At 72.3% G+C, this 23,761-nt stretch carries 25 protein-coding genes; 18 read left to right on the top strand and 7 right to left on the bottom strand.

Translation table 11 applies throughout. From position 1 onward, the window contains the following. The first annotated feature begins 3 nt into the window (after positions 1-3). Positions 4-1,002, top strand: a complete 999-nt coding sequence (locus tag ACIBQ1_RS00125) for an aldo/keto reductase family protein (protein ID WP_397273717.1) — start codon at positions 4-6, stop codon at positions 1,000-1,002. A gap of 74 nt (positions 1,003-1,076) precedes the next feature. Here ACIBQ1_RS00125 and ACIBQ1_RS00120 read toward each other — a convergent pair whose 3' ends face one another. Then, positions 1,077-1,283: a hypothetical protein gene (locus ACIBQ1_RS00120; RefSeq protein WP_185072832.1), complete on the bottom strand. Its 207-nt coding sequence runs from the start codon at positions 1,281-1,283 to the stop codon at positions 1,077-1,079. 82 nt (positions 1,284-1,365) lie between these two features. Between ACIBQ1_RS00120 and ACIBQ1_RS00115 the strand changes: the two genes are divergently transcribed. Both ACIBQ1_RS00115 and ACIBQ1_RS00110 read left to right on the top strand, forming a co-directional pair. Continuing rightward, positions 1,366-2,019 (top strand): SCO2322 family protein, encoded by a 654-nt coding sequence (locus ACIBQ1_RS00115; protein WP_397273716.1) that lies wholly within the window; start codon positions 1,366-1,368, stop codon positions 2,017-2,019. A gap of 61 nt (positions 2,020-2,080) precedes the next feature. Then, on the top strand, positions 2,081-3,094 hold the full coding sequence (locus ACIBQ1_RS00110) for a bifunctional adenosylcobinamide kinase/adenosylcobinamide-phosphate guanylyltransferase (protein WP_397273715.1): 1,014 nt from the start codon (positions 2,081-2,083) through the stop codon (positions 3,092-3,094). A gap of 4 nt (positions 3,095-3,098) precedes the next feature. Here the strand turns inward: ACIBQ1_RS00110 and ACIBQ1_RS00105 are convergent, their stop codons facing one another. Then, positions 3,099-3,899, bottom strand: coding sequence for an ABC transporter ATP-binding protein (locus ACIBQ1_RS00105; protein ID WP_397273714.1), 801 nt, complete (start codon positions 3,897-3,899; stop codon positions 3,099-3,101). A gap of 33 nt (positions 3,900-3,932) precedes the next feature. Between ACIBQ1_RS00105 and ACIBQ1_RS00100 the strand changes: the two genes are divergently transcribed. Further along, positions 3,933-4,670, top strand: a complete 738-nt coding sequence (locus ACIBQ1_RS00100) for an adenosylcobinamide-GDP ribazoletransferase (protein WP_397273713.1) — start codon at positions 3,933-3,935, stop codon at positions 4,668-4,670. 19 nt (positions 4,671-4,689) lie between these two features. Here the strand turns inward: ACIBQ1_RS00100 and ACIBQ1_RS00095 are convergent, their stop codons facing one another. Genes ACIBQ1_RS00095 through ACIBQ1_RS00085 form a run of 3 tightly spaced genes read right to left on the bottom strand, consistent with a single transcriptional unit; the run spans position 4,690 to position 6,883 of the window. Next, a complete protein-coding gene (locus tag ACIBQ1_RS00095) occupies positions 4,690-5,577 on the bottom strand; it encodes a CPBP family intramembrane glutamic endopeptidase (RefSeq protein WP_397273712.1) in 888 nt (295 codons plus the stop codon). Then, positions 5,574-6,539: a hypothetical protein gene (locus ACIBQ1_RS00090; protein ID WP_397273711.1), complete on the bottom strand. Its 966-nt coding sequence runs from the start codon at positions 6,537-6,539 to the stop codon at positions 5,574-5,576. Before ACIBQ1_RS00090 ends, ACIBQ1_RS00095 begins: the two co-directional genes overlap by 4 nt. Further along, positions 6,536-6,883, bottom strand: coding sequence for a GntR family transcriptional regulator (locus ACIBQ1_RS00085; RefSeq protein WP_397273710.1), 348 nt, complete (start codon positions 6,881-6,883; stop codon positions 6,536-6,538). The genes ACIBQ1_RS00090 and ACIBQ1_RS00085 overlap by 4 nt, the downstream gene beginning before the upstream one ends. Before the next feature lie 97 nt (positions 6,884-6,980). Between ACIBQ1_RS00085 and ACIBQ1_RS00080 the strand changes: the two genes are divergently transcribed. The 14 genes from ACIBQ1_RS00080 (at position 6,981) to ACIBQ1_RS00015 (ending at position 22,138) form a co-directional block, all read left to right on the top strand. Beyond that, positions 6,981-8,450: a leucyl aminopeptidase gene (locus ACIBQ1_RS00080; protein WP_397273709.1), complete on the top strand. Its 1,470-nt coding sequence runs from the start codon at positions 6,981-6,983 to the stop codon at positions 8,448-8,450. Between the two features lie 51 nt (positions 8,451-8,501). Beyond that, complete coding sequence (lpdA, locus tag ACIBQ1_RS00075) at positions 8,502-9,866, top strand: dihydrolipoyl dehydrogenase (protein WP_397273708.1); 1,365 nt, start codon at positions 8,502-8,504, stop codon at positions 9,864-9,866. A gap of 39 nt (positions 9,867-9,905) precedes the next feature. Further along, positions 9,906-11,357, top strand: coding sequence for a 2-oxoglutarate dehydrogenase, E2 component, dihydrolipoamide succinyltransferase (gene sucB / locus ACIBQ1_RS00070; protein WP_397273707.1), 1,452 nt, complete (start codon positions 9,906-9,908; stop codon positions 11,355-11,357). A gap of 146 nt (positions 11,358-11,503) precedes the next feature. Next, complete coding sequence (locus tag ACIBQ1_RS00065) at positions 11,504-12,397, top strand: TIGR01777 family oxidoreductase (protein WP_397273706.1); 894 nt, start codon at positions 11,504-11,506, stop codon at positions 12,395-12,397. A 37-nt stretch (positions 12,398-12,434) separates the two neighbouring features. Next, positions 12,435-13,172: a Type 1 glutamine amidotransferase-like domain-containing protein gene (locus ACIBQ1_RS00060; protein WP_397273705.1), complete on the top strand. Its 738-nt coding sequence runs from the start codon at positions 12,435-12,437 to the stop codon at positions 13,170-13,172. Positions 13,173-13,209: 37 nt separating this feature from the next. Beyond that, a complete protein-coding gene (gene lipB / locus ACIBQ1_RS00055) occupies positions 13,210-13,902 on the top strand; it encodes a lipoyl(octanoyl) transferase LipB (RefSeq protein ID WP_397273704.1) in 693 nt (230 codons plus the stop codon). Positions 13,903-13,924: 22 nt separating this feature from the next. Then, positions 13,925-14,905, top strand: a complete 981-nt coding sequence (locus ACIBQ1_RS00050; RefSeq protein WP_397273703.1) for a M48 family metallopeptidase — start codon at positions 13,925-13,927, stop codon at positions 14,903-14,905. A gap of 42 nt (positions 14,906-14,947) precedes the next feature. Beyond that, entirely contained in the window at positions 14,948-15,877 is a 930-nt protein-coding gene (gene lipA, locus ACIBQ1_RS00045) for a lipoyl synthase (protein WP_350728831.1), read from the top strand. A 126-nt stretch (positions 15,878-16,003) separates the two neighbouring features. Beyond that, positions 16,004-16,996 (top strand): helix-turn-helix domain-containing protein, encoded by a 993-nt coding sequence (locus ACIBQ1_RS00040; protein WP_397273702.1) that lies wholly within the window; start codon positions 16,004-16,006, stop codon positions 16,994-16,996. 78 nt (positions 16,997-17,074) lie between these two features. Beyond that, positions 17,075-17,470, top strand: coding sequence for a VOC family protein (locus tag ACIBQ1_RS00035; RefSeq protein ID WP_397273701.1), 396 nt, complete (start codon positions 17,075-17,077; stop codon positions 17,468-17,470). After that, positions 17,446-18,282, top strand: coding sequence for an alpha/beta fold hydrolase (locus ACIBQ1_RS00030; RefSeq protein ID WP_397273700.1), 837 nt, complete (start codon positions 17,446-17,448; stop codon positions 18,280-18,282). The genes ACIBQ1_RS00035 and ACIBQ1_RS00030 overlap by 25 nt, the downstream gene beginning before the upstream one ends. 11 nt (positions 18,283-18,293) lie before the next feature. Next, complete coding sequence (locus tag ACIBQ1_RS00025) at positions 18,294-20,630, top strand: glycoside hydrolase family 3 protein (RefSeq protein ID WP_397273699.1); 2,337 nt, start codon at positions 18,294-18,296, stop codon at positions 20,628-20,630. A gap of 63 nt (positions 20,631-20,693) precedes the next feature. After that, positions 20,694-21,374 (top strand): DUF4191 domain-containing protein, encoded by a 681-nt coding sequence (locus ACIBQ1_RS00020; protein WP_355390292.1) that lies wholly within the window; start codon positions 20,694-20,696, stop codon positions 21,372-21,374. Continuing rightward, positions 21,374-22,138 carry a class I SAM-dependent methyltransferase gene (locus ACIBQ1_RS00015; RefSeq protein WP_397273698.1) on the top strand — a complete coding sequence of 255 codons (765 nt, stop codon included), beginning with the start codon at positions 21,374-21,376 and terminating at the stop codon, positions 22,136-22,138. The genes ACIBQ1_RS00020 and ACIBQ1_RS00015 overlap by 1 nt, the downstream gene beginning before the upstream one ends. Here ACIBQ1_RS00015 and ACIBQ1_RS00010 read toward each other — a convergent pair. Both ACIBQ1_RS00010 and ACIBQ1_RS00005 read right to left on the bottom strand, forming a co-directional pair. Further along, entirely contained in the window at positions 22,119-23,057 is a 939-nt protein-coding gene (locus ACIBQ1_RS00010) for a hypothetical protein (RefSeq protein WP_397273697.1), read from the bottom strand. The two genes, ACIBQ1_RS00015 and ACIBQ1_RS00010, sit on opposite strands and share 20 nt — an antisense overlap. Then, on the bottom strand, positions 23,035-23,670 hold the full coding sequence (locus ACIBQ1_RS00005; protein ID WP_397273696.1) for a TetR/AcrR family transcriptional regulator: 636 nt from the start codon (positions 23,668-23,670) through the stop codon (positions 23,035-23,037). The genes ACIBQ1_RS00010 and ACIBQ1_RS00005 overlap by 23 nt, the downstream gene beginning before the upstream one ends. Positions 23,671-23,761: the final 91 nt, after the last annotated feature.

Here is a 23,761-nt window from a genome sequence, read left to right as displayed (position 1 = left end):
TCCATGGAATTCCGACACCTCGGTCGTAGCGGTCTCAAAGTCAGCGAGATCAGCTACGGAAACTGGCTCACCCATGGCTCCCAGGTCGAGGAGGACGCCGCCAAGCAGTGCGTGCAGGCGGCGCTCGACGAGGGCATCACCACGTTCGACACCGCGGACGTCTACGCGGCGACGAAGGCCGAGGAGGTGCTCGGCCGCGCGCTGAAGGGCGTGCGCAGAGAGTCGCTGGAGATCTTCACCAAGGTCTACTGGCCGACCGGCCCCGGCCAGAACGACCGCGGCCTGTCGCGCAAGCACATCACCGAGTCCATCAACGGCTCGCTGCGCCGCCTCCAGACCGACTACGTCGACCTGTACCAGGCGCACCGCTTCGACTACGAGACGCCGCTGGAGGAGACGCTCAAGACCTTCGACGACCTCGTACGCCAGGGCAAGGTCCTCTACGTCGGCGTCAGCGAGTGGAACGCCGACCAGATCGCCCAGGCCCTGAAGATCGCCGACGAGATGGGCTTCGACCGGATCGTCTCGAACCAGCCTCAGTACTCGATGTTGTGGCGGGTCATCGAGCCCGAGATCGTGCCGCTGAGCGAGAAGGAGGGCATCGGCCAGATCGTGTGGTCGCCCATCGGCCAGGGGGTGCTCACGGGCAAGTACGTGCCCGGGCAGCAGCTTCCGGAGGGCTCGCGGGCGACCGACAAGAGCGGCAGCGCCATGATCGCCCGGTTCATGAACGACGACGTGCTGACCCGCGTGCAGGAGCTCAAGCCCGTCGCCGCCGACCTGGGCCTGTCGATGGCGCAGCTGGCCATCGCCTGGGTGCTGCAGAACCAGAACGTCTCCAGCGCCATCGTCGGGGCCAGCCGGCCCGATCAGGTGCGTGACAACGTCAAGGCCGCGGGCGTGAAGCTTGAGGCCGACGTGCTCAAGCGGATCGACGACGTGCTCGGCCCGGTCGTGGAGCGCGACCCGGCCAAGACGCAGAGCCCGAGCACCCGCGCGTAACCCGCCCCACCCGGGAGCCGCGAAAAGCCCCTTGAGCCACAACTGCGCTCAAGGGGCTTTTCATTTGCCCTAGGTCACTCCTGGCGCAATGACAATCCCGTGTATTCCACGCGGTCCTCTTCCAGCAGGGCCACCTGCTCAACTCCCGATTCGAGCAGGTCACGCCAGTTCTCGCCGAGCCAGGACTCCGCGTCCGCCTGGCTCGGAAAAACCTCTCGCGGCAAAGGGCGATCCGTTACCTCACCACCATTTGCATTTTCATAACGCCACCGCCATGTCATGCCATACGCTCCTTTTCCGCGGGTTCGCCGGCGCACCCTCCGCAGGCACTGGAACCCTACTCCCGAGTTCGGAGGTCAATCGATGCTGCGCGCGTATCGTGTTGCGGCCGGGGTCGCCGCAGGGGCGGCCTTCCTCTCGTTCCCCTCCTCCGCCCTCGCCGATCCCGTGCCCCCGCGTACGTGGAGCGCGTGGCAGAGCGACGGGACGGCCTGGCTGGCCGCGACGGCCGACGCCGCCCCGCCGGACGGCTCCGTCATCGGCTGGCGCTTCTCCGTGGCCCCCGACGGGGTGACGGGCGAGTCGCCCGGCGGGGACCTGCCGTCGTTCCAGAGCGTGTGCGGCAAGGACGCGGCCGGGTCCGGGTACAAGCGCGTGGCGGTCGCGGTGGACTTCGGCGACGGGGAGGGCGACGCCTACCCGGGCGAGCGGCCTCCCGGGCAGAGCGCGCCGAAGTGCGTCACGGGCGCCGAGGACGCCACCGCTGCCCAGCTCCTCGCCTCCACCGCCAAGGTCCGCGTGAACGCCCAGGGGGCCGTCGTGGCGGTCGCCGGCTATCCGTCCAGGGAGAAGGGCGGGACCGGGCTGACGGCCGCCGCCCTGCCCGCCGCCCTGCCCGCAACGCGGTCCGCGAGCGGCCTGGCGGTCACGCTGATCGCGACCGGCGCGGGCGCGCTCGCCCTGCTGGCGGGCGGCGCCGTGGTGGCCACCCGCCGCCGCTCCAGGACCAGGGCCTGATCTGGAACGTTCCATCCACCCGGCCGCCCGCGGAGGCGTCGGGATTTGTACGCTCGGGGCGGTGAAGGTCCTTCTCTCCGGTACGGCGGGCGGCTCGGGATGGCCGGAGCCCGGCTGCCGGTGCGTCTCGTGCGCCGGGCTCCCGTCCGGCCATCGGCGCCCGTTCGAGGCGATCGTGGACGGCGTGGCCCGGTTCCCCTTCGACGATCCGCCGAGCGGCTACCGGGCCTGCGCCGGCGGGCTGGGGCTGGCCGGCCCCGACGGCTCGCGGCTGCTCTGCCTCCCGGCGGGGCGGCCGGTGCCCGTCGACGGGCCCACCGGCGGGCCCACCAGGTACGACATGGTGCTGATCGACCTGCTCGACCGGCCCGAGCGGCTCGGGGAACTGCGGCGGGCGGGGCTGGCGGACGACCGGACCCTCGTGGTGGCCGTGGGGCTGGATCACCGGGTCCGCTCGGAGGCGGAGCTGGCCAGGCGCCTGCGGCTGTGGGACGCGCTCGTCGTCCCCGACGGGACGGAGCTGGAGACCGGGCCCGCCGTCCACCCGGCAGGGAGCGCGCCGTGGCGGACGTTGCTGCTGGGCGGGTCGCGGTCCGGGAAGTCGGGCGAGGCCGAGCTGCGGCTGGCGGCCGAGCCGTACGTCACGTATGTGGCCACCGGCCCGAGCGGTGCGGGGGACGGCGAGTGGGCGGCACGCGTGCGGGCCCACCGGGAGCGGCGGCCGGGGCACTGGGCCACGGTCGAGACCGCCGATCTCGTCCCGGCCGTTCTGGAGGCCACCACGCCGCTGCTGATCGACGGGCTCGGGACGTGGCTGACGGCGGTGTTCGACGAGCACGGGGCCTGGGAGGGCGACCGCGCGCCCGTCCGGGAACGCTGCGACGAGCTCGTGGCGGCCTGGCGGCGGGCGCCCGCGCGCCTCGTGGCGGTCTCCGACGAGGTGGGGATGGGAGTGGTGCCCGCCACGTCCAGCGGGCGGGCCTTCCGGGACGCGCTCGGCCGCCTCAACGAACGCCTCGCCGCCGAGTCCGAGTACGTGGCCCTGGTGGTGGCGGGGCGCCTACTGGAGCTGTGACCGGCTAGGAGCGGGCGGCGCGGGCGTACCAGCGGCCGTCGAGGCGGTCCACGTGGAGGGGGCGGCCGAAGCAGTCGGAGAGGTTGGCGGAGGTGAGCACCTCGTCCACCGGGCCCGCGGCCAGCACCCTGGCGTCGCGCATGAGCATCGCGTGCGAGGTCGTGGCCGGCACCTCCTCCAGGTGGTGCGTCACGATCACGGTGGTCAGGACGGGCCGGATCGTGGCCAGGTCCTCGACGGCCGTGATGAGGTCCTCCCTGGCCGGCAGGTCGAGCCCCGCGAACGGCTCGTCGAGCAGCAGCACCGCCGGGTCCGCCATGAGCGCCCTGGCCACCCTGATCCTGGCCCGCTCCCCCTGCGAGCACACGCGGAACGGCCGGTCCGCCAGGTCCTTGCAGCCCAGGTCGGCCAGCAACCGCTGGGCCCGGTCGCGCTCGACGTCGCCGTACTTCTCCCACAGGGGAACGCTCGTCCCCGTGTGCCCGGTGAGCACCACGGTGTGCGCGGTCGCGCCCTCCTGCTCCATCAGCTCCTCGTCGATCAGCCGCTGGCTGACCGCGACCAGGCCGATGTGGCGGCGCAGTTCCCGCACGTCGACCCGGCCGAGCTTGTGGCCGAGCACCTTGACCGTGCCCTCGCTGGGATGCCGGACGGCGCCCGCGAGAGAGAGCAGCGTCGTCTTGCCCGCGCCGTTGGGGCCGAGGATCGCCCAATGGTCGCCGTAGTCCACCTGCCAATCGACGCCGTCCAGCAGCGACTTGCCGACAACCCGGACACCTACGCCTTCGAGTTCAACCACGTGCATCCCGCCACACTAGTGGGCCTACGATCGTCGGATATGCGCCTTCCGCACGGGCTGTCGTTCGCGATCGGCACTCTCAGCGTGTTCCCGGTTCACGTGGAGCGGGTGGATCGGGAGGTCGCGGGGCAGGCGATGACGCTGGCCCCCGCCATCGGGCTCGCGCTCGGCCTCCTCGCCGGGCTGCCGTTGCTCCTGCCCGGCCCGCCGCTGCTGGGAGCGGCGCTGGCGGTCGGGCTGCTGGCCGTGCTGACCCGGGGGCTGCACCTGGACGGGCTCGCCGACCTGGCGGACGGGCTGGGCAGCGGCAAACCGGCCGCCCAGGCGCTAGACATCATGAAAAAGTCGGACATCGGGCCGTTCGGCGTGATGACGCTGCTGCTGACGCTGCTCGTCCAGGTCGCCGCGGCGGCCGGGGCCGGCTACGCGGCGCTGGTGACGGCCTGCGTGGCCGGACGGCTGGCGCTGACCTGGGCCTGTCGGGAGAGCGTCCCCGCCGCCCGGCCGGAAGGGCTCGGCGCGATGGTCGCGGGCACGGTACGCCGCCCCGCCCCCTTGCTCGTCACCCTGGCCGCCCTTCTCGGCACCGCCGCCATCTGCCTGGGCCTCACCGGGGAGGCCGTGCTGCCGCTCGGCCTGGTCGCCGGGCTCGGTGCCGCCCTGCTGCTGCTCGGGCACGCGCGGCGGCGCCTCGGCGGGATCACCGGTGACGTGCTGGGGGCGCTGGTCGAGGCGGCCACGGCCACCACACTGGCCGTGTGCGCGATCCTCGGCTGAGCGCCCCCGGGATCGAAGGTCAGGCGACCGGCTGCGGCACGCGTACCGGATAGAAGCGGAGCAGGGCCGCGCCGATGACCGCCATGAGGACCCAGCCCACCAGGCCGGTCAGGCCGACCAGCACCTCGTTGGGCGGCGCGGCGGCGTCGCCGAACAGCAGGACGGACTGGGCGACGGCGTTGAGCGAGCCGTGGGCCACGACGGACGGCCACACGCTGCCCGTGCGCAGCCGCAGCCACCCGATCAGCACCCCGAACAGGACGCAGAAGCCGACGAAGAACAGCGCCGCCCAGGAGCTGAGCCGCGGGTAGTTGTAGCCCAGGAGGGTGAGCGGGGCGTGCCAGAGGCCCCAGATGACGCCGGTGTAGACCAGTCCGAGGAGCATGCCGTTGGTGGAGACGAGCCGCGGCAGCAGCCAGCCCCGCCAGCCCCACTCCTCCCCCAGCGCGGGGATCGCGTTCAGCACGGGCCCGGCGACCGCGGCGATCACGATCTGCAGCACGATCGCCGTGCTGAGGCTCTCGGGCACGCCCACGCCCTGGGCCCGCAGCACCACCTTGAACAGGCTGAAGTCGTCGAGGTCCACCGCGAACAGCCCGACGGCCGCGCTGAGGCCCCCCGCCAGGAGCAGCAGCAGCGGCATCCCGAGCCAGGCGGTCAGGATGAGGACGCCCGTGCGTCCCTTGCGCTCGCCCAGCGTGAGCCCGGTCTGCCTGGCCCACTCACGGAACGGGGTGCGCGTGACCGCCCACACGCCGAGCACCCCCACCGACGGGGTGAACATCATCAGCGTGGCCAGCGGCCGCAGCAGCGGCGAGCCGATCCCGCCGGCGAACCAGAGGGGCAGCGCGGCCGCCCACGACAGCCCGAAGGCCAGGACGATGAAGATGAGGAGGGGTCTTTTCATTTCTCCACTCGCTCTGCGATGAGGGCGTTGATGAGGGATGCGCCGCGTTCGGCGTCGTCGATGCTGATCGCGAGCCGGCCGCCGGAGCGGTAGCGGAGGACCAGGCACTCGCCGCCACGCAACATGATGGTCGAGCTTCCTGGCAGCCCGCGGATGCCCCAGCCCCCGACCTCGGCCGGATGGCGCGTCTCCGACCAGGCCGACTCGATCCGCGCCAGGGGGATCCTGCGGGCCGGCCAGCCGAGCGGCCCGAGGTGGACGGCGACCCGGCCGTCGCCGACCTGCACCGAGACGGACGAGGTCAGCACTCCGACCACCAGCACGATGACGAGCCCGGGCAGGGCCGACATGGCCCACGCACCGGTCACGAGGCCGGTGAGGTAGAGCGGGCCCAGCACCAGGACGGCGGCCAGGGCGACGGCCGGGAGCAGCGCCAGCCACCGGTTGGCGGCGTGGCCGACCCACACGGTGCGCCGGCCCGCCCTGAGCCGCAGGCGGGGCGGGACCGGGCCGGCGGGATCCTGCCGGTCGGGGTCGCCCCTGCGCAGGTATCCCGTGAGCAGGGCGACGCCGATCCCGGCCGCGACGACCGCGAGGACCTGCCAGACGGGCAGCCGGGCCGCGGTCCAGCCGGGCGCGTCGAGGTTGGCGAGCACGGTCGTGACGTTGACGCCGAGCGCGAGCACGCCCAGCCCGGACAGACCGCCCCACCACACCGTCCGGCTCGGCCTGCGGGCCGTGGCCCGCTCGGACGCGGCCAGAGCGACCAGCCAGAGCACCGCCCAGATCAGGACCGTGACCACGATGTACGCGGTCAAGGGCATCGAGCGGTAGGCCTGGCCGCCCAGGTTCCAGCGCGTGGCCAGCGGGTCGGGCAGCCGGTCCCGCAGAGCCAGCGGCAGCGCGAGCTGCGCGGCGATGACGAACAGCCCCCACATGGCGGTGGTGACTCGGGGATTCACGGCAGCTCCTCCAAAATGGCGATGAGGTCGTCGCGGTCGTAGCCGTGCCTGCGGGCCTCCTCCAGCAACTCGCGCGCACGTTGCGCGAGCAGGGCCCGCCCGTCGGCACGCCCGGCGACGCTGACCCCCCGGCCCCTCCTGAACTCCAGCAGCCCCTCGTCCCGCAGGTCGCGCAGCGCGCGCAGCACGGTGTTGGGGTTGATGCCGAGCACCTGGGCCAGGTCGCGGGCCGGCGGCAGGCGGTCACCGGGCCGGTAAGAGCCCTCGCCGATGGCGCGGCGAATGGCTCCGGCCACCTGCTCGTGCAGGGGCCGGGCGTCGTTGAGATCGAGCGTCAGCAGCATGGTGCTAATGACACTAGCACCATTCCTCATTACGCGCGATTGGTGGGATGAACCCCTGTTTGTGAGTACGCAGAAGACCTGGATAGCATCGGTTTACGTGACCACTGTGCGGCTGAACTCAGCAGATCCAGTCTCCATCGACACCGACGCGTTGATCGTCGGCTTCAGGTCAGGACAGGACGGCCCCCGCGCCGCCACGGGCGCCGAGTCGCTCGAGGCCGCCTTCGGGGGCAAGCTCGCCGACTCGCTCGGCGCCGTCGCCTTCACCGGCAAGGCCGGCGAGGTGGCCAAGCTTCCCACGTTCGGCGCCATCGCCGCCCCGCTGCTGGTCGCGGTGGGTCTGGGCGACTCCCCCGACGCCGAGGGCCTGCGCCGCGCCGCCGGCGCCGCCGTACGGTCGCTCGCCGGCACCTCCAGGGCCGCGCTCGCCCTGCCCGCCGGCACGCCCGAGGAGGCCGAGGCGGTCGCGCTCGGCGGCCTGCTCGGCGCGTACGGCTTCGCCCGCTACCGCACGAACGGCGAGCAGAAGGCGCCGGTCGCCGAGCTCACCGTGGTCTCCGGCCAGCCCGACGGCGTGGCCGAGCGCGCGGGCGTGCTGGCCGACTCGGTGGCACTGGTCCGCGACCTGGTCAACACACCCCCGTCCGACCTGTGGCCGGCCAAGTTCGCCGAGATCGCCGAGCAGGAGGGCGCCAAGTCGGGGCTGAGCGTCGAGGTGCTCGACGACAAGCAGCTCAAGGACGGCGGCTACGGCGGCCTCATCGGCGTCGGCCAGGGCTCCGCCAACCCGCCGCGCCTGGTCCGCCTCTCCTACACCCACCCCGAGGCCGGCAAGCGGCTGGCGTTCGTGGGCAAGGGCATCACCTTCGACTCCGGCGGCCTGTCGCTCAAGCCGTCGGCCTCGATGGACTGGATGAAGTCCGACATGGGCGGCGCGGGCGCGGTGCTCGGCGCCATGATCGGCATCGCCAGGCTCGGCCTTCCGGTCAACGCCGTCGGCTACCTCTGTCTGGCCGAAAACCTGCCGAGCGGCACCGCGCAGCGCCCCTCCGACGTCATCCACAGCTACAGCGGCAAGACCGTCGAGGTGCTCGACACCGACGCCGAGGGCCGCCTGGTGCTCATGGACGGCATCGCCAGGGCCGCCCAGGACGAGCCCGACCTGATCGTCGACGTGGCCACGCTCACCGGCGCGCAGATCGTCGCGCTCGGCTGGCGCACGGCCGGCGTCATGGCCAACGACGACGCCGCCAGGGAGCTGGTCGTCGAGGCCGCGAAGGCGGCGGGCGAGGGCGCGTGGGGCATGCCGCTGCCCGAGGAGCTGCGCAAGGGCCTCGACTCGCCGATCGCCGACATCGCCAACCTCCAGCCGGAGCGATGGGGCAGCATGCTGGCGGCGGGCATCTTCCTGAAGGAGTTCGTGCCCGACGGCGTGCGCTGGGCCCACATCGACATGGCCGGCCCCGCCTTCAACAAGGGCGAGCCGTACGGTTACACCCCGAAGGGCGGCACGGGTGCCATCACCCGGACCCTCATCGGACTCGCAGAGCGGCACGCGAGCATCTGAAACAAATGAAAAGATGACGGCATCACGAACACCCCGACAAGGAGCCTTCCTGTGGCCTATGACATCGTCGTCCTAGGTGGCGGCAGCGGCGGTTACGCCTGCGCGCTTCGGGCGGCTGAGCTGGGCAAGTCGGTCGCGCTGATCGAAAAGGACAAGATCGGCGGCACCTGCCTCCACAGGGGATGCATCCCCACGAAGGCCCTGCTCCACTCCGCCGAGGTCGCCGACGAGACCCGCGAGAGCGAGTCGTACGGCGTCAAGGCGCGCTTCGACGGCATCGACGTGCAGGGCGTGCACGCGTTCAAGGACAAGATCGTGACGCGGGCCTGGAAGGGCGTGCAGGGCCTGCTCAAGGGCGCGGGCGTGACGATCGTCGAGGGCGAGGGCCGCCTGGTCGGCCCCAACCGCGTCCAGGTGGGCTCGCAGGTCGTCGAGGGCCGCAACCTCGTCCTGGCCACCGGCTCGGCGCCCAAGTCGCTGCCGGGCCTGGAGATCGACGGCGAGCGCGTCATCACCAGCGAGCACACCCTGAAGATGGACCGCGTGCCCACGTCGGTCATCGTGCTGGGCGGCGGCGTGATCGGCGTCGAGCTGGCGAGCGTCTACCGCTCGTTCGGGGCCGAGGTGACGATCGTCGAGGCGCTGCCGCACCTGCTGCCCACCGAGGAGGAGTCCAGCTCCAAGCTGCTGGAGCGGGCCTTCCGCCGCCGCGGCATCAAGTACGAGCTGGGCGTCTTCTTCGACGGCGCCAAGACCACCGAGACGGGTGTGGTCGTCACCCTGGCCAACGGCAAGACCCTCGACGCCGAGCTGCTGCTCGTCGCGGTCGGTCGCGGCGCGGTGTCGGCGGGCATGGGCTTCGAGGAGCAGGGCATCGCCATCGAGCGCGGCGCGGTCGTGGTCGACGAGCACTGCCTGACCTCCGTGCCGGGCGTCTACGCCATCGGCGACCTCATCCCGACGCTGCAGCTCGCGCACGCCGGATTCGCGGAGGGGATCATGGTGGCCGAGCACATCGCCGGTCTCAACCCGCCGCCCATCGACTACGCGGGCGTGCCGCGCATCACCTACTCCGATCCCGAGGTGGCCTCGGTCGGGCTCACGTCGGCGCAGGCGGCCGAGCGCGGCATCGAGATCGTCGAGCAGGTCTACGACCTCGCGGGAAACCCCAAGAGCCAGATCCTCGGCACCTCGGGCGCCGTGAAGGTCATCGCCCAGAAGGACGGCCCGGTCGTCGGTGTCCACATGGTGGGCCGGCGCATCGGCGAGCTCGTCACGGAGGGGCAGCTGATCTACAACTGGGAGGCGCTGCCCGCAGAGGTCGCCCAGCTCATCCACGCACACCCGACCCAGTCCGAGGCCATGGGTGAGGCGATGCTGGCCCTGGCCGGCAAGCCGCTGCACGTACACAACTAGTCCAAGCCCTCGAGATCAGAACGCGAGAGAAGAATAACGATGCCGGTCTCCGTACAAATGCCCCAGCTCGGCGAGAGCGTGACCGAGGGCACCGTAACCCGTTGGCTGAAGAAGGAGGGCGAGCGCGTCGAGGCCGACGAGCCGCTCCTCGAAGTGTCCACCGACAAGGTCGACACCGAGATCCCGTCCCCGGCCGCGGGTGTCCTCACGAAGATCGTCGTGGCTGAGGACGAGACGGTCGAGGTCGGGGCCGAGCTCGCCGTCATCGACGAGAAGGGCCAGGCGGCCGCCGCCGCCCCGGCGCCCGAGGCGGCCCCGGTGGTGAGCGCCGCCCCGGCTCCGGCTGCGGCTCCGCAGCCCGAGCCCGCCCCGGCTCCCCCGGTCTCGTCGATCCCGCAGCCGGCTCCCCCGGCCCCCGCCCCGGCGCCCGCCCCGGTCGCGGCCCCCGCCCCGCAGGCCGCTCCCCCGGTCGCGGAGCCCGCGCCGCTGCCGTCGGGTGAGAGCCCGTACGTGACGCCGCTGGTGCGCAAGCTGGCCAACGAGCACGGCGTCGACCTCGACGCGATCAACGGCACCGGCGTCGGCGGCCGCATCCGCAAGCAGGACGTGCTGGAGGCCGCCAAGACCCAGCGCGAGAAGGCCGCCGCGGCCCAGGCCGCCCCGGCCGCGGCTCCGGCTCCGGTCGCCGCCCAGTCGGCGCCCGCCGCCGCTCCCGCCGCGCAGGCGCCGGTCTCCGCGGCTCCGGAGCCCGTGGAGGTCGACACGACGCTGCGGGGCCGCACGGAGAAGATGACGCGGCTGCGGCAGACGATGTCGAAGCGGCTGGTCGAGTCGCTGCAGACGGCGGCGCAGCTCACCACCGTGGTCGAGGTCGACGTCACCAAGATCGCGCGGCTGCGCGACAGGGCGAAGGCCGACTTCCTGCGCCGCGAGGGCGTGAAGCTGTCGTTCATGCCGTTCTTCGAGATGGCCGCCATCGAGGCGCTCAAGCAGCACCCGAAGCTCAACGCGACGATCAACAACGAGACCATGGAGGTCACGTACTTCGACGTCGAGCACCTGGGCATCGCGGTCGACACCGAGCGCGGCCTGATCGCGGCGGTCATCAAGAACGCCGGCGACCTCAACCTCGCCGGGCTGGCCCGCAAGACGGCCGACCTGGCCGAGCGCACGCGCGCCAACAAGGTGACCCCGGACGAGATCACCGGCGGCACGTTCACGCTGACCAACACCGGCAGCCGCGGGGCGCTGTTCGACACGCCGATCCTCAACCAGCCGCAGGTCGGCATGCTGGGCACCGGCTCCGTCGTCAAGCGGCCCGTCGTGATCGACACGGCTGAGGGCGAGGTCATCGCGGTGCGGTCGATGGTCTACCTGGCGCTGACGTACGACCACCGCCTGGTGGACGGCGCGGACGCGGCCCGCTTCCTCACGACGGTCAAGCGCCGTCTGGAGGAGGGCCGCTTCGAGGCCCAGCTCGGCCTGGCGTAACCAGGGCGTTGCGGCCGGGCGGCTCCCTTCCGGGGCCGCCCGGCCGTTCGTCTGCCCGGGGACTGCCATGGGGGTTGCCCGTCGGGGTCTGCGGGCCTGGGCGCGGCTCCCGCCCCGCGACGTGGGGGCGGGCGTACTGTGGGCCTATGGCGATCATCGTGACGGGGGCGTCGGGGTTGCTCGGGTCGGCGCTGGTTCCGGCGTTGCGGGCCGAGGGGTGGGAGGTCGTCAGGCTGGTGCGGCGTCGGCCGCGCGCGGCCGACGAGGCGTTCTGGGACCCGGCCGAGCAGGCGATCGACCGGGCCGCGCTCGAAGGGGCGCAGGCGGTCGTGCACCTGGCGGGGGCGTCGGTCGGCGACCGGCGGTGGACCCCGGCGTACAAGCGGGAGCTCGTCGCCAGCCGGATCCAGAGCACGAGGGTGCTCGTCGACGCGCTCGGCGCGCTGTCCGACAAGCCGGAGGTGCTGCTGTCCGCCTCCGGGGTCGACTTCTACGGCGACACCGGCGACCAGGTGATCGACGAGGGTCAGGGCAAGGGCCGCGGCTTCCTGGCGGACCTGTGCGCGCGCTGGGAGAGCGAGGCCAGGCGGGCGGGTGAGGCCGGGGTCAGGACCGCGCAGATGCGGACCGGGCTGGCGCTCAGCGGCAAGGGCGGGGCGCTGGGGCGGATGTTGCCGATCTTCAGGATCGGGCTGGGGGCGCCGCTCGGGTCGGGGAAGCAGTACTGGTCGTGGATCACGGTGGACGACTGGGTCGGGGCCGCGGTGCATGTCTTGAAAAATCGTGACATGACAGGGCCGGTCAATTTCACCTCGCCCTCGCCCGTGACCAACGCCGAATTCACCCGCGCGCTCGGAAAAGCCCTGCGTAGGGGCACTGTGCCGATCCCGGTGCCCGGCTTCGCGCTGTCTGCGGGGCTCGGCGAGTTCGCCCGCGAGGCGCTGCTGCCCGGCCATCGCGTCGAGCCGAAGAAGCTGCTCGACAGCGGGTATGTCTTCGCCCATACCCGCCTCGACGAGGCGCTGAGCGCCGTACTCTGAGGAGCCGTTCGTCTTCAACAGGTGGGAGAATCTTGACATGAGCCGGTCAGGACAGTCACACATCCTCGCCATCGGGGGCGGATCGTTCCGCCCGAGCACGCGCTACAGCTTCGTGGAGGCCAGCCCGCTGCTGCGTTACGGGCTCGACCTGACCGGGCAGGACCGGCCGAAGCTGGGCCTGGTCGCCACCGCGCTGGGCGACTCGGACGACTGGATCCTGAAGATGTACGGCGCCTTCGCCGGGTGGGACGTCGAGTTGAGCCACCTCACCGTGTTCCCGATGCCCAATGTCGACGATCCCCGGGCGTGGCTGCTCGATCAGGACATGATCTATGTCAGCGGCGGCAGTGTGGCCAACCTGATGGCGCTGTGGCGGTTGCACGGCTATGACGAGGCGCTGGAGGAGGCGTGGCGGGCCGGGGTGGTGCTGTCCGGCCAGAGCGCGGGCGCGTTGTGCTGGCACGTCGGCGGCAACACCGACTCCTTCGGGCCCGAGCTGCGCGTGTGGGCCGAGGGCATGGGCTTGCTGCCCTACTCGTGCGGCGTCCACTACGACTCCGACCCGCAGCGCCGACCGCTGCTGCAGCGGTCGGTGGCCGGCGGCGAGCTGCCCTCCGGCTACGCCGCCGACGAGGGCGTGGGGCTCCACTACGTCGGCACCGAGTTCATCCAGGCGGTGACCGTCGAGCCGGGCGGCTACGCCTACCGGGTGGAGAGCGACGGGGCCGGCGGGGTCAAGGAGTTCAGGATCGAGCCACGACTCCTGACCCCCTGATTACCCTTCGCGGGTGCGGGACCGGCACAATAGGCTCATGCGCCCCATCCACGGGGACGATCCCCACGCACTCGCCATCGTCCGCCTCGGCGTCGACGTCCCCTACGAGCAGGCCTGGTCGCTGCAGCGCTGGGTGCACGGCAAGCGGGTCGCCGGAGAGCTGAGCGACACCGTCCTGTTCCTTGAGCACGCGCCCGTCTACACCGCGGGCAGGCGCACCGCCCCGCACGAGCGTCCGGCCGACGGCACGCCGGTCGTCGACGTCGACCGGGGCGGGCGGCTGACCTGGCACGGCCCCGGGCAGCTCGTGGCGTACCCGATCGTCGGCGTCACCGACGTCACCGCGTACGCCTGCCGTCTCGCTGAGGCCATGATCCAGATCTGCGCCGACTTCGGCGTCACGGCGAGACAGGTGCGGGGGCGCGGGGGCGTCTGGGCGGTCGGCGATCCCAGCCTGGGACTGCCCGACCGCCAGCTCGGCGCGGTCGGGTTGCGCGTGGCCCGGGGCGTCACCATGCACGGCTTCGCGCTCAACTGCGCCAACGACCCCCGCTGGTTCAACCGCATCGCGCCGTGCGGCATCCCCGACGTGGGCGTCTCCTCGCTCTCGGCGGAGACCGGCCGCCGCATCGTGGTGGAGGAGGTCATGCCGATCGCCGAGAAACGGCTGGCCGAGGCCCTCGGCATGGAGTCGTACGACCTCCACGAAGAGGACCTTCTCCGCAGATGACCCACGGCTTACGATCAGCCGTGTGAAGCGTGTCCTCGCTCTCCTGCTCGCCCTTCTGGTCCACCTGCTGACGCTCGGCTTCGTCGCGCTCGGCGCATGGCTGATCCTGGGGCACCTGGACTCCGTGCTCGCGTGGCTGTTCGGCGGCGCGAGCCTGGCCATCGGGTGGGCGCTGCGGCCCCGCCTGGGCGGCCTGCCCGCCGACGCCGAGGTGCTCGACCGCTCGTCGGCGTCGGAGCTGTACGGCGCCGCGGAGCGCGTGGCCGACCGGGTCGGCGTCCGGCGGCCGAGGAAGGTCGCCGTCATGGACCTGGCGCCCGGGACGCGCTACGACCGCGTGGGCCCGCTGCGTACCCCCGTCCTGGTGATCGGCCTGCCGCTGTGGCTGGCGCTGCCGCCCAGGCAGCGGGTCGCCCTGCTGGCCACGGCGTACGCGCGGGTGCCGACCGGTGGCGAGCTCGTCGTGAGCGGGGCGCTGTTCACGCTGGAGGCGTGGCGGGACGCGCTGATGGGGGCCGAACCGCTGCGGATCAGGGAGGAGGCCCAGACCAAGATCGCGGCCTCCTCGCTGGGCGCGGTGGACCAGCCGGGGACGACGTACGAGGTGGCGGGGATGTTCGGCCGCCTGCTCGGGCGGGTGCTCGGCGGGCCCGTGCTGCTGATCCGGTACGCGCTGACCCGGCTCGCCCGCGCCGGCGAGAGCCGTACCCTGACCCGGCAGCGGAAGCTGGCCCGGCGGGCCGCCTCCGGACAGGACCTCGCGGAGCTCGACGAGCTGGCGAGCGGCGGCTACCTGGCGCCGATCCAGGCGGCGGCGCTGCGCGGCGAGAGCGTGGTGGCCATCAGGCAGGGCGCGCTGGCCCGCTCCAGGCTCACCGACGACGGCGTGCTCACCACTCCCCCGCACTCGGAGCTGCTCGGCACCCATGAGTCCGAACGCGTCGACGAGGAACTGCTCGCCCATTACAAGCGCGCGATCCGCGGCTTCGGCCTCATCTCCTGACCCACGGCCGGGCCGCATTTCCGGGAGACGTAAGCTGAGAACGTGACCGTTGCCCCTGAAGGCCGAAAGCTCCTCCGCCTGGAGGTGCGTAACGCCGAAACCCCTATCGAGCGCAAGCCCCCGTGGATCAAGACCAAGCTGAAGACGGGCCCCGAATACACCGAGCTGAAATCGCTCGTGCGCCGGGAGGGCCTGCACACGGTCTGTGAAGAGGCGGGCTGTCCCAATATCTACGAGTGCTGGGAAGACCGCGAGGCGACCTTCCTCATCGGCGGCGACCAGTGCACGCGCCGCTGCGACTTCTGCCAGATCGACACGGGCAAGCCGAAGGAGTACGACCGCGACGAGCCGCGCCGCGTGGCCGAGTCCGTGCAGCAGATGGGCTTGAAGTACGCGACCGTGACCGGCGTGGCCCGCGACGACCTGCCCGACGGCGGCGCCTGGCTCTACGCCGAGACGGCGCGCCAGATCCACGGGCTGCTGCCCGGGTGCGGCGTCGAGCTGCTGGTGCCCGACTTCAACGGCAACCGCGACCAGCTGGAGGAGGTCTTCTCCAGCCGGCCCGAGGTGTTCGCGCACAACGTCGAGACGGTGCCGCGGATCTTCAAGCGGATCCGTCCCGCGTTCCGGTACGAGCGCTCGCTCGCGGTGATCACGACGGCCCGCGAGGCCGGGCTGGTCACCAAGTCCAACCTGATCCTGGGCATGGGCGAGACGCGCGAGGAGGTCGTCGAGGCCATGCGCGACCTGCACGCGGCCGGCACCGACCTGCTGACCATCACCCAGTACCTGCGGCCCACGCCCCGCCACCACCCGGTGGAGCGGTGGGTGAAACCCGAGGAGTTCGTGGAGCTGCAGGCGGAGGCCGAGGCCATCGGGTTCGCCGGTGTGCTGTCGGGGCCGCTCGTGCGCTCGTCGTACCGTGCGGGCCGCCTCTACAAGCAGGCCATCGAGGCCCGTCAGACGGCCTGATCCCCACATCCACCAGCCCCGGGCCCGACCGGTTCCGGGGCTGCTTCACACCCACCCCACCGCACGATGACGCGCGATGCCGAAGGGCGTGGCTAGCATGGCAGGGGAGCCGACCCGGGAGCGGACATGGCCGTTCTGATCCGCACGAGTGACCTGCCCGCCAAGCGACGCCACGACGCCTGGCGGAGCATCGTGTGTGACACGCTCGGCCCGCTCGACTGCAGGATCGCCCCCGGCGCCCCGCTGCGGGGCGAGATCGTGACCGGCGGGCTGGGCCCGGTGACGGTCGGCCGGATCCGCACGTCCACGCCCCACAGCGTGCACCGCACCCCCGGCATGATCCAGCGCGACAGCCCCGAGATGTACCGCGTCGTGATGGCTATGGAGGGCAGCCCCCGCCTCTCCCAGGACGGGCGGGACGCGCAGCTCGGCAGGGGCGAGTTCGCGATCTACGACTTCACCAGGCCCTACGAGCTGGCCTACGACTCGGCGGTGCGGCTCGCGCTGTTCAGCTTCCCGCGCGAGATGCTCGCGCTGCCGTCCGGCGCCGTGGACGCGCTCGCCGCCGTCCCCATCGCCGCCGAGACGGGAGCCGCCGCGCTGGCCGTGCCGCTGCTGCGCCGGGTGGCCGAGGATCTCGAGACGTACCGGCCGGGCAGCGCCGCCAGGCTGTCGACCATCGTGATGGACCTGGTCAGCACCGCCGTCGCCGAACGCGTCGAGCTGACGCGGGCGTTGCCGGAGGACTCCCGGCAGCGCGTGCTGCTGATGAAGATCCACACGTTCATCGAGGAGCGGCTGGGCGACGTCGGCCTCGACCCGGCCGCCGTCGCCGTCGCGCACCACGTCTCCGTGCGCTATCTGCACCGGCTGTTCGAGGCGCAGCAGACCACGGTGGCCGCCTGGATCAGGCGGCGGCGGCTGGAACGGTGCCGCGCGGAGCTGGCCGAGGGCGGCACCCGGTCCGTGAGCGAGATCGGGGCCCGGTGGGGGCTGCCGGACTCGTCCCACTTCAGCAGGCTCTTCAAGAGCGCGTACGGGATGCCGCCCGCCGAATACCGGCGCGCGAACGCGGTGACGAACACGATGACGAGCACAGTGACGAACACAGTGCGCTGAACGTCAACCCGCCTGGCACCCAGGTCCAAGACCGGGGTCCCCTTCGATCGGCAGACTGAAGGCGGATCGAAGGAAGGGATGAGGAAGATGCAGCTGTTCGTCAATCTGCCGGTCAAGGACCTGGAGCGGTCGAAGGAGTTCTTCGCCGGGCTCGGCTTCAACCTGTTCGGCATGGCCGAGGGAATGGCGTCGGTGATCATCAGCGAGCAGACCCAGGTCATGCTGCTGACCGAGCCGACGTTCGCCTCGTACGTCACGAAGGAGATCGCCGACGCCGCCAAGACCACGGAGGCGGTCCTGGTGCTGGGCATGGAGAGCCCCGCCCAGGTCGACGAGCTGGTCGACAAGGCGCTGGCGCTCGGGGCCACCCCGGCGGGCGTCGAGCAGGAGGACGGCATCCGCTACCAGCGCGGCTTCGCCGACCTCGACGGCCACCACTGGGAGGCGCTGTGCCTGGCGCAGCCGGCCGGCTGAGCGGCAGGGCGACCTCGTCAGACGGGACCGCCATCGCCTTCGACCGGTACGGCGAGGGGCCCGCGGTCGTCCTGGTCCACGGCGCGTTCGGGGTGCGGGGTCACGTCACGCTGGCCGGCGTGACGGCCGCCCTGACGCCGTGGTTCACGGTGTACGACTACGACCGCAGGGGGCGCGGCGACAGCGGGGACACCCTGCCGTACTCCGTCGAGCGGGAGGTCGAGGATCTGGCGGCGGTCATCGAGGCGGCGGGCGGGTCGGCGATGGTGTTCGGGGGCTCGTCGGGGGCCGCGCTGGCGCTGGAGGCCGCGGCGCGGAACCCGGCGATCTCGAAGCTGGCCCTGTGGGAGCCGCCGTACCACGTGGACGACAGCGCGCCCCCGCTGCCGGACGACTTCGCCGCGCGGCTGGACGCGCTGGTGAGGGCGGGCCGGCGGGGCGAGGCCGTCGAGCGGTTCATGGCGGAGGCGGCCGAGGCGCCGCCGGAGGCGGTGGCCGCGATGCGCGCGCAGCCGTCCTGGCCGCAGGTCGAGGCGCTGGCGCACACCCTCGCCTACGAGGCCGCCGTGCTGGGGCCGGGCAACGCGCTGCCGACCGGGCGGCTGGCGGCCGTCAGGCAGCCGACGCTGGTGCTCAACGGCGAGGACAGCCCCCGGTGGATGTCGAACGCGGGGCTGGCGGTCGCGGCGGCCGTGCCCGGCGCGGAACGGCGCGTCCTGGAGGGCCAGGCGCACAACGTGGCCCCAGGGGCGCTGGCGCCCGAGCTCCTGGAGTTCTTCGCCACCTCCCGGGCCCCCGGCCCGAACTGGTGAAGACTGTGGTCGTGGACTTCGACGAACTCATCGCGCGCCTCGACCTCGGCACCAAGATCCGCCTGCTCACCGGGGCCGACATGTGGTCGCTGCCGCCGCTGCCCGAGATCGGTCTCGACCGGCTCGTCATGAGTGACGGCCCGATCGGCGTACGCGGCGAGCAGTGGAGCGCGGTCGATCCCTCGATCGCGCTGCCCAGCCCGACCGCGCTGGCCGCCACCTGGGACGTGGACCTGGTCCGCCGCGCGGGCGCGCTGCTGGCGCAGGAGGCCCGGCGCAAGGGCGTGCACGTGCTCCTCGCCCCCACGATCAACCTGCACCGCTCGCCGCTCGGCGGCCGGCATTTCGAGTGCTTCTCCGAGGACCCGTATCTGACGGGAGAGATCGGCGCCGCCTACGTCGAGGGCGTCCAGGAGAGCGGGGTGGCCACCACTCCGAAGCACTTCGTGGCCAACGACTTCGAGACCGACCGCTTCACCGTGGACGTCCGGGTGAGCGAGAAGGCGCTGCGCGAGGTCTATCTGCGGCCGTTCGAGCGGGTGGTGGCGGCCGGGGCGTGGGGGCTCATGACCGCCTACAACTCGGTGAACGGCACGACCATGACCGAGCACGCCGACCTGGTGAACGGGGTGCTGAAGGGCGAGTGGGGGTTCGACGGGTTCGTGGTGTCGGACTGGACGGCGGTGCGGACGACCGAGGCCGCGGCGCTGGGCGGCACCGACGTGGCCATGCCGGGCCCGCGCGGGCCGTGGGGCGAGAAGCTGGCGGCCGCCGTGCGGGAGGGGCGGGTGCCCGAGTCCGTCGTGGACGATCGGGTGCGCCGCGTCCTGCGCCTGGCCCACCGCGTGGGCGCCCTGCGTGGCGCGCAGGCGCCGGTCTCCGGGGACCGGCCCGCCGTCGACGGCGCGGCGCTGGCCCGCGAGGTGGCCACGCGCGGATTCACCCTGCTCACCAACACCGGCATCCTGCCGTTCCAGCAGGTCGGGAGGGTCGCCGTGATCGGGGCGGCCGCCGCGGAGGCCCGGGTCATGGGCGGCGGGAGCGCCCAGGTCTTCCCCGATCGGATCGTCTCGCCGCTCCAGGGGATCGCCGAGCGGGCCGAGGTCCGGTACGCGCTCGGCACCGACCCCCGGATCCGCCTGTCCCCGCTCCCCGGTCCGGCCACGGCCGCCTTCCTGGACGCCGGCGGGGCGGTGCTGTCGGAGCAGCCGCTGGCCACGGCCGAGGCGCGGTGGATCGGCCAGTTGCCGCCGGGAGTGGACGGCGACCGGCTGGCGGCGGTGCGGCTGCGTACCACGTACACACCGGACGTTTCGGGCGAGCACCGGCTGTCGGTCGCGGGCGTGGGCGCCTTCACCCTCACCGTGGACGGCCGGACCGTCCTCGACGGGAGCATCGACCTGGACGGCGGCGACCCGGCGGTGGCGTTCCTGTCGCCGCCCGAGCGGCGGGTCGGCCTGCCGATGACGGCCGGGCGGGCGTACGAGGTGATCGTGACGCACCCGGCCGGGATGTTCGGCGGGATGGCGTACGTGTCCTTCACGCTGGGTCACGCGGACCCCGGCCCCGGCGAGGACGAGCTCATGGCCGAGGCCGTGCGGGTGGCGGCGGAGTGCGACGTGGCGGTGGTCGTGGCCGCGACCACGCAGGAGGTGGAGAGCGAGGGCTTCGACCGCGCGGACCTCAGGCTGCCCGGACGGCAGGACGAGCTGATCCGCGCGGTCGCCGCGGCCAACCCCCGCACCGTCGTGGTGGTCAACGCGGGCTCGCCGGTCGAGCTGCCGTGGGCGGAGGAGGCGGCGGCGGTGCTGCTCACCTGGTTCCCGGGGCAGGAGGCGGGCGCGGCGCTGGCGGAGGTGCTGTTCGGGGACGCCGAGCCGGGCGGGCGGCTGCCCACGACGTGGCCACGGCGGCTGGAGGACGCTCCCGTGACCGACGTGACGCCGGTGAACGGTGTGGTGGCCTACGGGGAGGGCACGTCGATCGGCTACCGGGCGTGGGAGCGCTCGGGCCGCGTGCCGGCGTTCTGGTTCGGGCACGGCCTGGGCTACACGACCTGGTCGTACGACTCGATCGCGGCCGAGGGCACGAGCGTGACGGTGGCGGTCACCAACACCGGCGACCGCCCGGGCCGCGAGGTGGTGCAGGTCTACGTCGACAGGGCGCTGGCCGGGTTCGACGTGGTCGAGGCGGCGCCCGGGGAGACGGTGATCACGACCGTGTTCCTGCCCGAGCGGGCCTTCCAGGTCTGGGAGGAGGGCGGCTGGCGGACCGTCGAGGGCGTTCACACGGTCGAGGCGGGCCGCCACGCGGCCGATCCGCGCCTGTCGGCGACCGTGAAGATCTAGCCCGGCGCGAAATAGCGGGTCACGTTTTCCTTACCGCACCAGTTGGTTTGTATCCTTCAGAGCATGGCAAAGTCCGAGGATCCAGAGAAGCCGGGGCGCATCAAGCAGCTCCGCATGATCGCGCAGATCATCAAGCAGGCCAACCCCAAGGGGTTGCCCATCGTCTTCCTCTCGGCGGTGGGCACGCTGGCTGTGGTCGTCGTGATCGGCCTGGTCACGGACTACTTGTGGTATTCGGTGTTCATCGGCGTGCTGGCCGCGCTCACGGTCGGATTGGTGGTCTTCGGGCAGCTCGCCCAGAAGGCCCAATATTCGATCCTGCACGGCCAGACGGGCGCCGCGGCGGCGGTGCTGCAGGGCATGCGTGGCAACTGGCAGGTCACCCCGGCCATCGCGGTCAACCGCGACCAGGACCTCATCCACCTCGTGGTCGGCTATCCGGGCGTCGTGCTGGTGTCCGAGGGGCCGGGCAACCGGGTGGCGAAGATGCTGGCGGCCGAGAAGAAGCGGGTCGCGCGCGTGGTGCTGGGCATCGAGATCTACGACATCCAGTGCGGTGACGGCGAGGGGCAGATCCCGCTCGGCAAGCTGCAGCGCCACCTGATGAAGCTGCCGCGCAACCTGAAGAAGCCCGCGGTCAACGAGGTCAAGGACCGGCTGCGCTCGCTGCCGAAGAACATGCCGCTGCCCAAGGGCCCCATGCCCAAGGGCGCGCGTATGCCGCGCGGCCCCAAGATGCGCTAGTGCTCTCCTCCTCCGCACGGGCCAACCGCCGGTGGTGGGACGGCAACGCCGACGACTACCAGCTCGAACACGGTGAGTTCCTGCGTGACACGGGGTTCGTGTGGTGCCCCGAGGGCGTCGACGAGGCCGACGCGCGCCTGCTCGGCGAGGTGCGCGGGCGGCGCGTGCTGGAGATCGGCTGCGGCGCGGCGCAGTGCGCGCGGTGGCTGGTGACGCAGGGCGCGCAGGTGGCCGCCTTCGACGTCTCCCACCGGCAGTTGCGTCACTCCCAGCGCATCGATCTCGACACGGGGCTGCGCGTGCCCGTGGTGCAGGCCGACGCCGAGTCGCTGCCGTTCGCCTCGGCCGCCTTCGACCTGGCCTGCTCGGCGTTCGGCGCGTTGCCGTTCGTGGCCGACCCGCTCGCCGTCTTCCGCGAGGTGCGGCGGGTGCTCAGGCCGGGCGGCCGGTTCGTGTTCTCGGTGAGCCACCCGATCCGGTGGGCGTTCCCGGACGATCCGGGGCCGCGCGGGCTGACGTCCGACCGGTCCTACTTCGACCGTTCCCCCTATGAGGAGCGGGACGAACGGGGCACGGTCACGTACGTCGAGCACCACCGCACCATGGGTGACTGGGTGACCCTGCTGGCCGCCTCCGGGCTGACCGTCACGGGGCTGCTGGAGCCCGAGTGGCCGGAGGGGCACGAGCGGGTGTGGGGCGGCTGGAGCCCGCTGCGCGGGCGTCACCTCCCCGGCACGGCCATTTTCAGCTGCTCGAATACCTAGCGGCCATGGCGCGGAAGACCTCCTTGGGCTCCCAGCTCCGTTCGTCGAGCATCTTGACCACGCCGTAGGAGCCCAGGTCGGCCTCGCCGGTCCGGTTGAAGGCGGCGAAGGTGAACCACAGCGCCGTCTCCACGCCCTCCTGCTCGAAGAGGTCCATCAGCTCGGTGAAGTAACGCACCTGCTCGCCCTCGTCGCGTACCGCGCCGTCCGGCACCACCCAGGCCGAGCCGCCCTGCTCCCCCGCGCCGCGGTACGCGCAGGTGCCGAACTCCGTCACGGCGACCGGTTTGCCGTGCTTGAAGTGGGCGCGCAGCTCGTCCGCGAAGCCGTGGGCGTTGTAGGCGGCGCGGTAGGCGTCCACGCCCGCCACGTCGAACGGGGCCCAGTCGACCGGCTCCCACGGCGCCGAGGCGTAGCTCAGCCGGCCGCCGAACAGCGGGCGGACGGTCTCGGCCACCTTCGCCAGGTAGCCGTTGAAGCGCGGCATGATCCGCATCAGCGACGTCCACCACTCGACGTCGCCGGCCATCAGGGTGCCGAGCCGGTCGCCGTAGCCCTCGCCCTCGATGAAGCCCTTGCCGAAGGCGGTGATCTCGCAGCCGGTGACCAGCACGACCTCGGCGCCGTCGCGGCGTACCGACTCGGCGCGGCGGGCGGCGTCCGCGAAGACCTCCAGCATCTCGTCCTGCGTGAGGTCCACGGGGAACGGGGCGAACCAGATCTCCAGCCCGGCCGCCGCGGCCTCCCTGGCGGCCGCCTCGACGCGCTCGGGGTCGCGGCCGGAGATCCGCACCGACGCGCAGTGCAGGTCTTCCGCGATCGTGCGCAGGTCGCGCCCGACGTCCTCGATGTGGAACGACTTACGGCTCAGGCTGTCGCCGGGAAGAAACCCGACATCATAGTTGATCCCCTTTTTCATGATTTATCCCCTTTTTTACGTGCGTGAGACCGTACTCCAGGAGGTCGAAGGCCAGCTCCACGTCATCCGCCAGGCGGCGGCCCGCCTCCTCCAGCGGCTCGCCCGTCGCGACGCGATGGAAGAAGGCCTCCTGGACGGTGGTGACGGCGGCCGTGATCTGCCCGGCCATGAGCCGCGCCGTCAGATCGTCGCCCGGGCAGGCCTCCCCGAGGGCCTCGGCCAGCTCGTAGCGCTCGCCCATGTGCATGGCGTGCAGCGCGCCCATCAGGGCCGGGCTCGACGAGATCACCCGGACCCTGGCCAGCAGCGCCTCGACGTCCAGGTCTCCCGCGCCCTGGGCGGCCATCGACCGGTAGTGCTCGCGCAGAGCCTGGAGGGGCGAGCGCCCCTCCCCGCGCCCGGCCACGATCGCGCCCAGGTTCTCCTTGACCCCTTCGGTGACGAGGCAGTCCTTGGTCGGGAAGTAGTTGAACAGCGTCACCTTGGCGACCCCGGCTGCCTCGGCGATCTCGTTGACGGTCACCGCGTCGTAGCCGCGCTCGTCGAACAACCGCAGCGCCACCTCGGCGATCCGCCGCCGCGTCTGCTCCTTCTTCCGCTCCCTCAACCCCATTGGTAGTCAGGGGCGCGGTGCCGTGAAGGCCCGGTTCCCCATCCCCCTTTCAATTCCGTACGTGCGGTTTTCCCGCATACGGCTTACCGAT

This window comes from Nonomuraea sp. NPDC050153, assembly GCF_044460125.1.
In the GTDB taxonomy this organism is placed as follows: domain Bacteria; phylum Actinomycetota; class Actinomycetes; order Streptosporangiales; family Streptosporangiaceae; genus Nonomuraea.
Note: the sequence above shows the minus strand (reverse complement) of the source record. Positions and strands in the feature narration are given on the sequence as shown.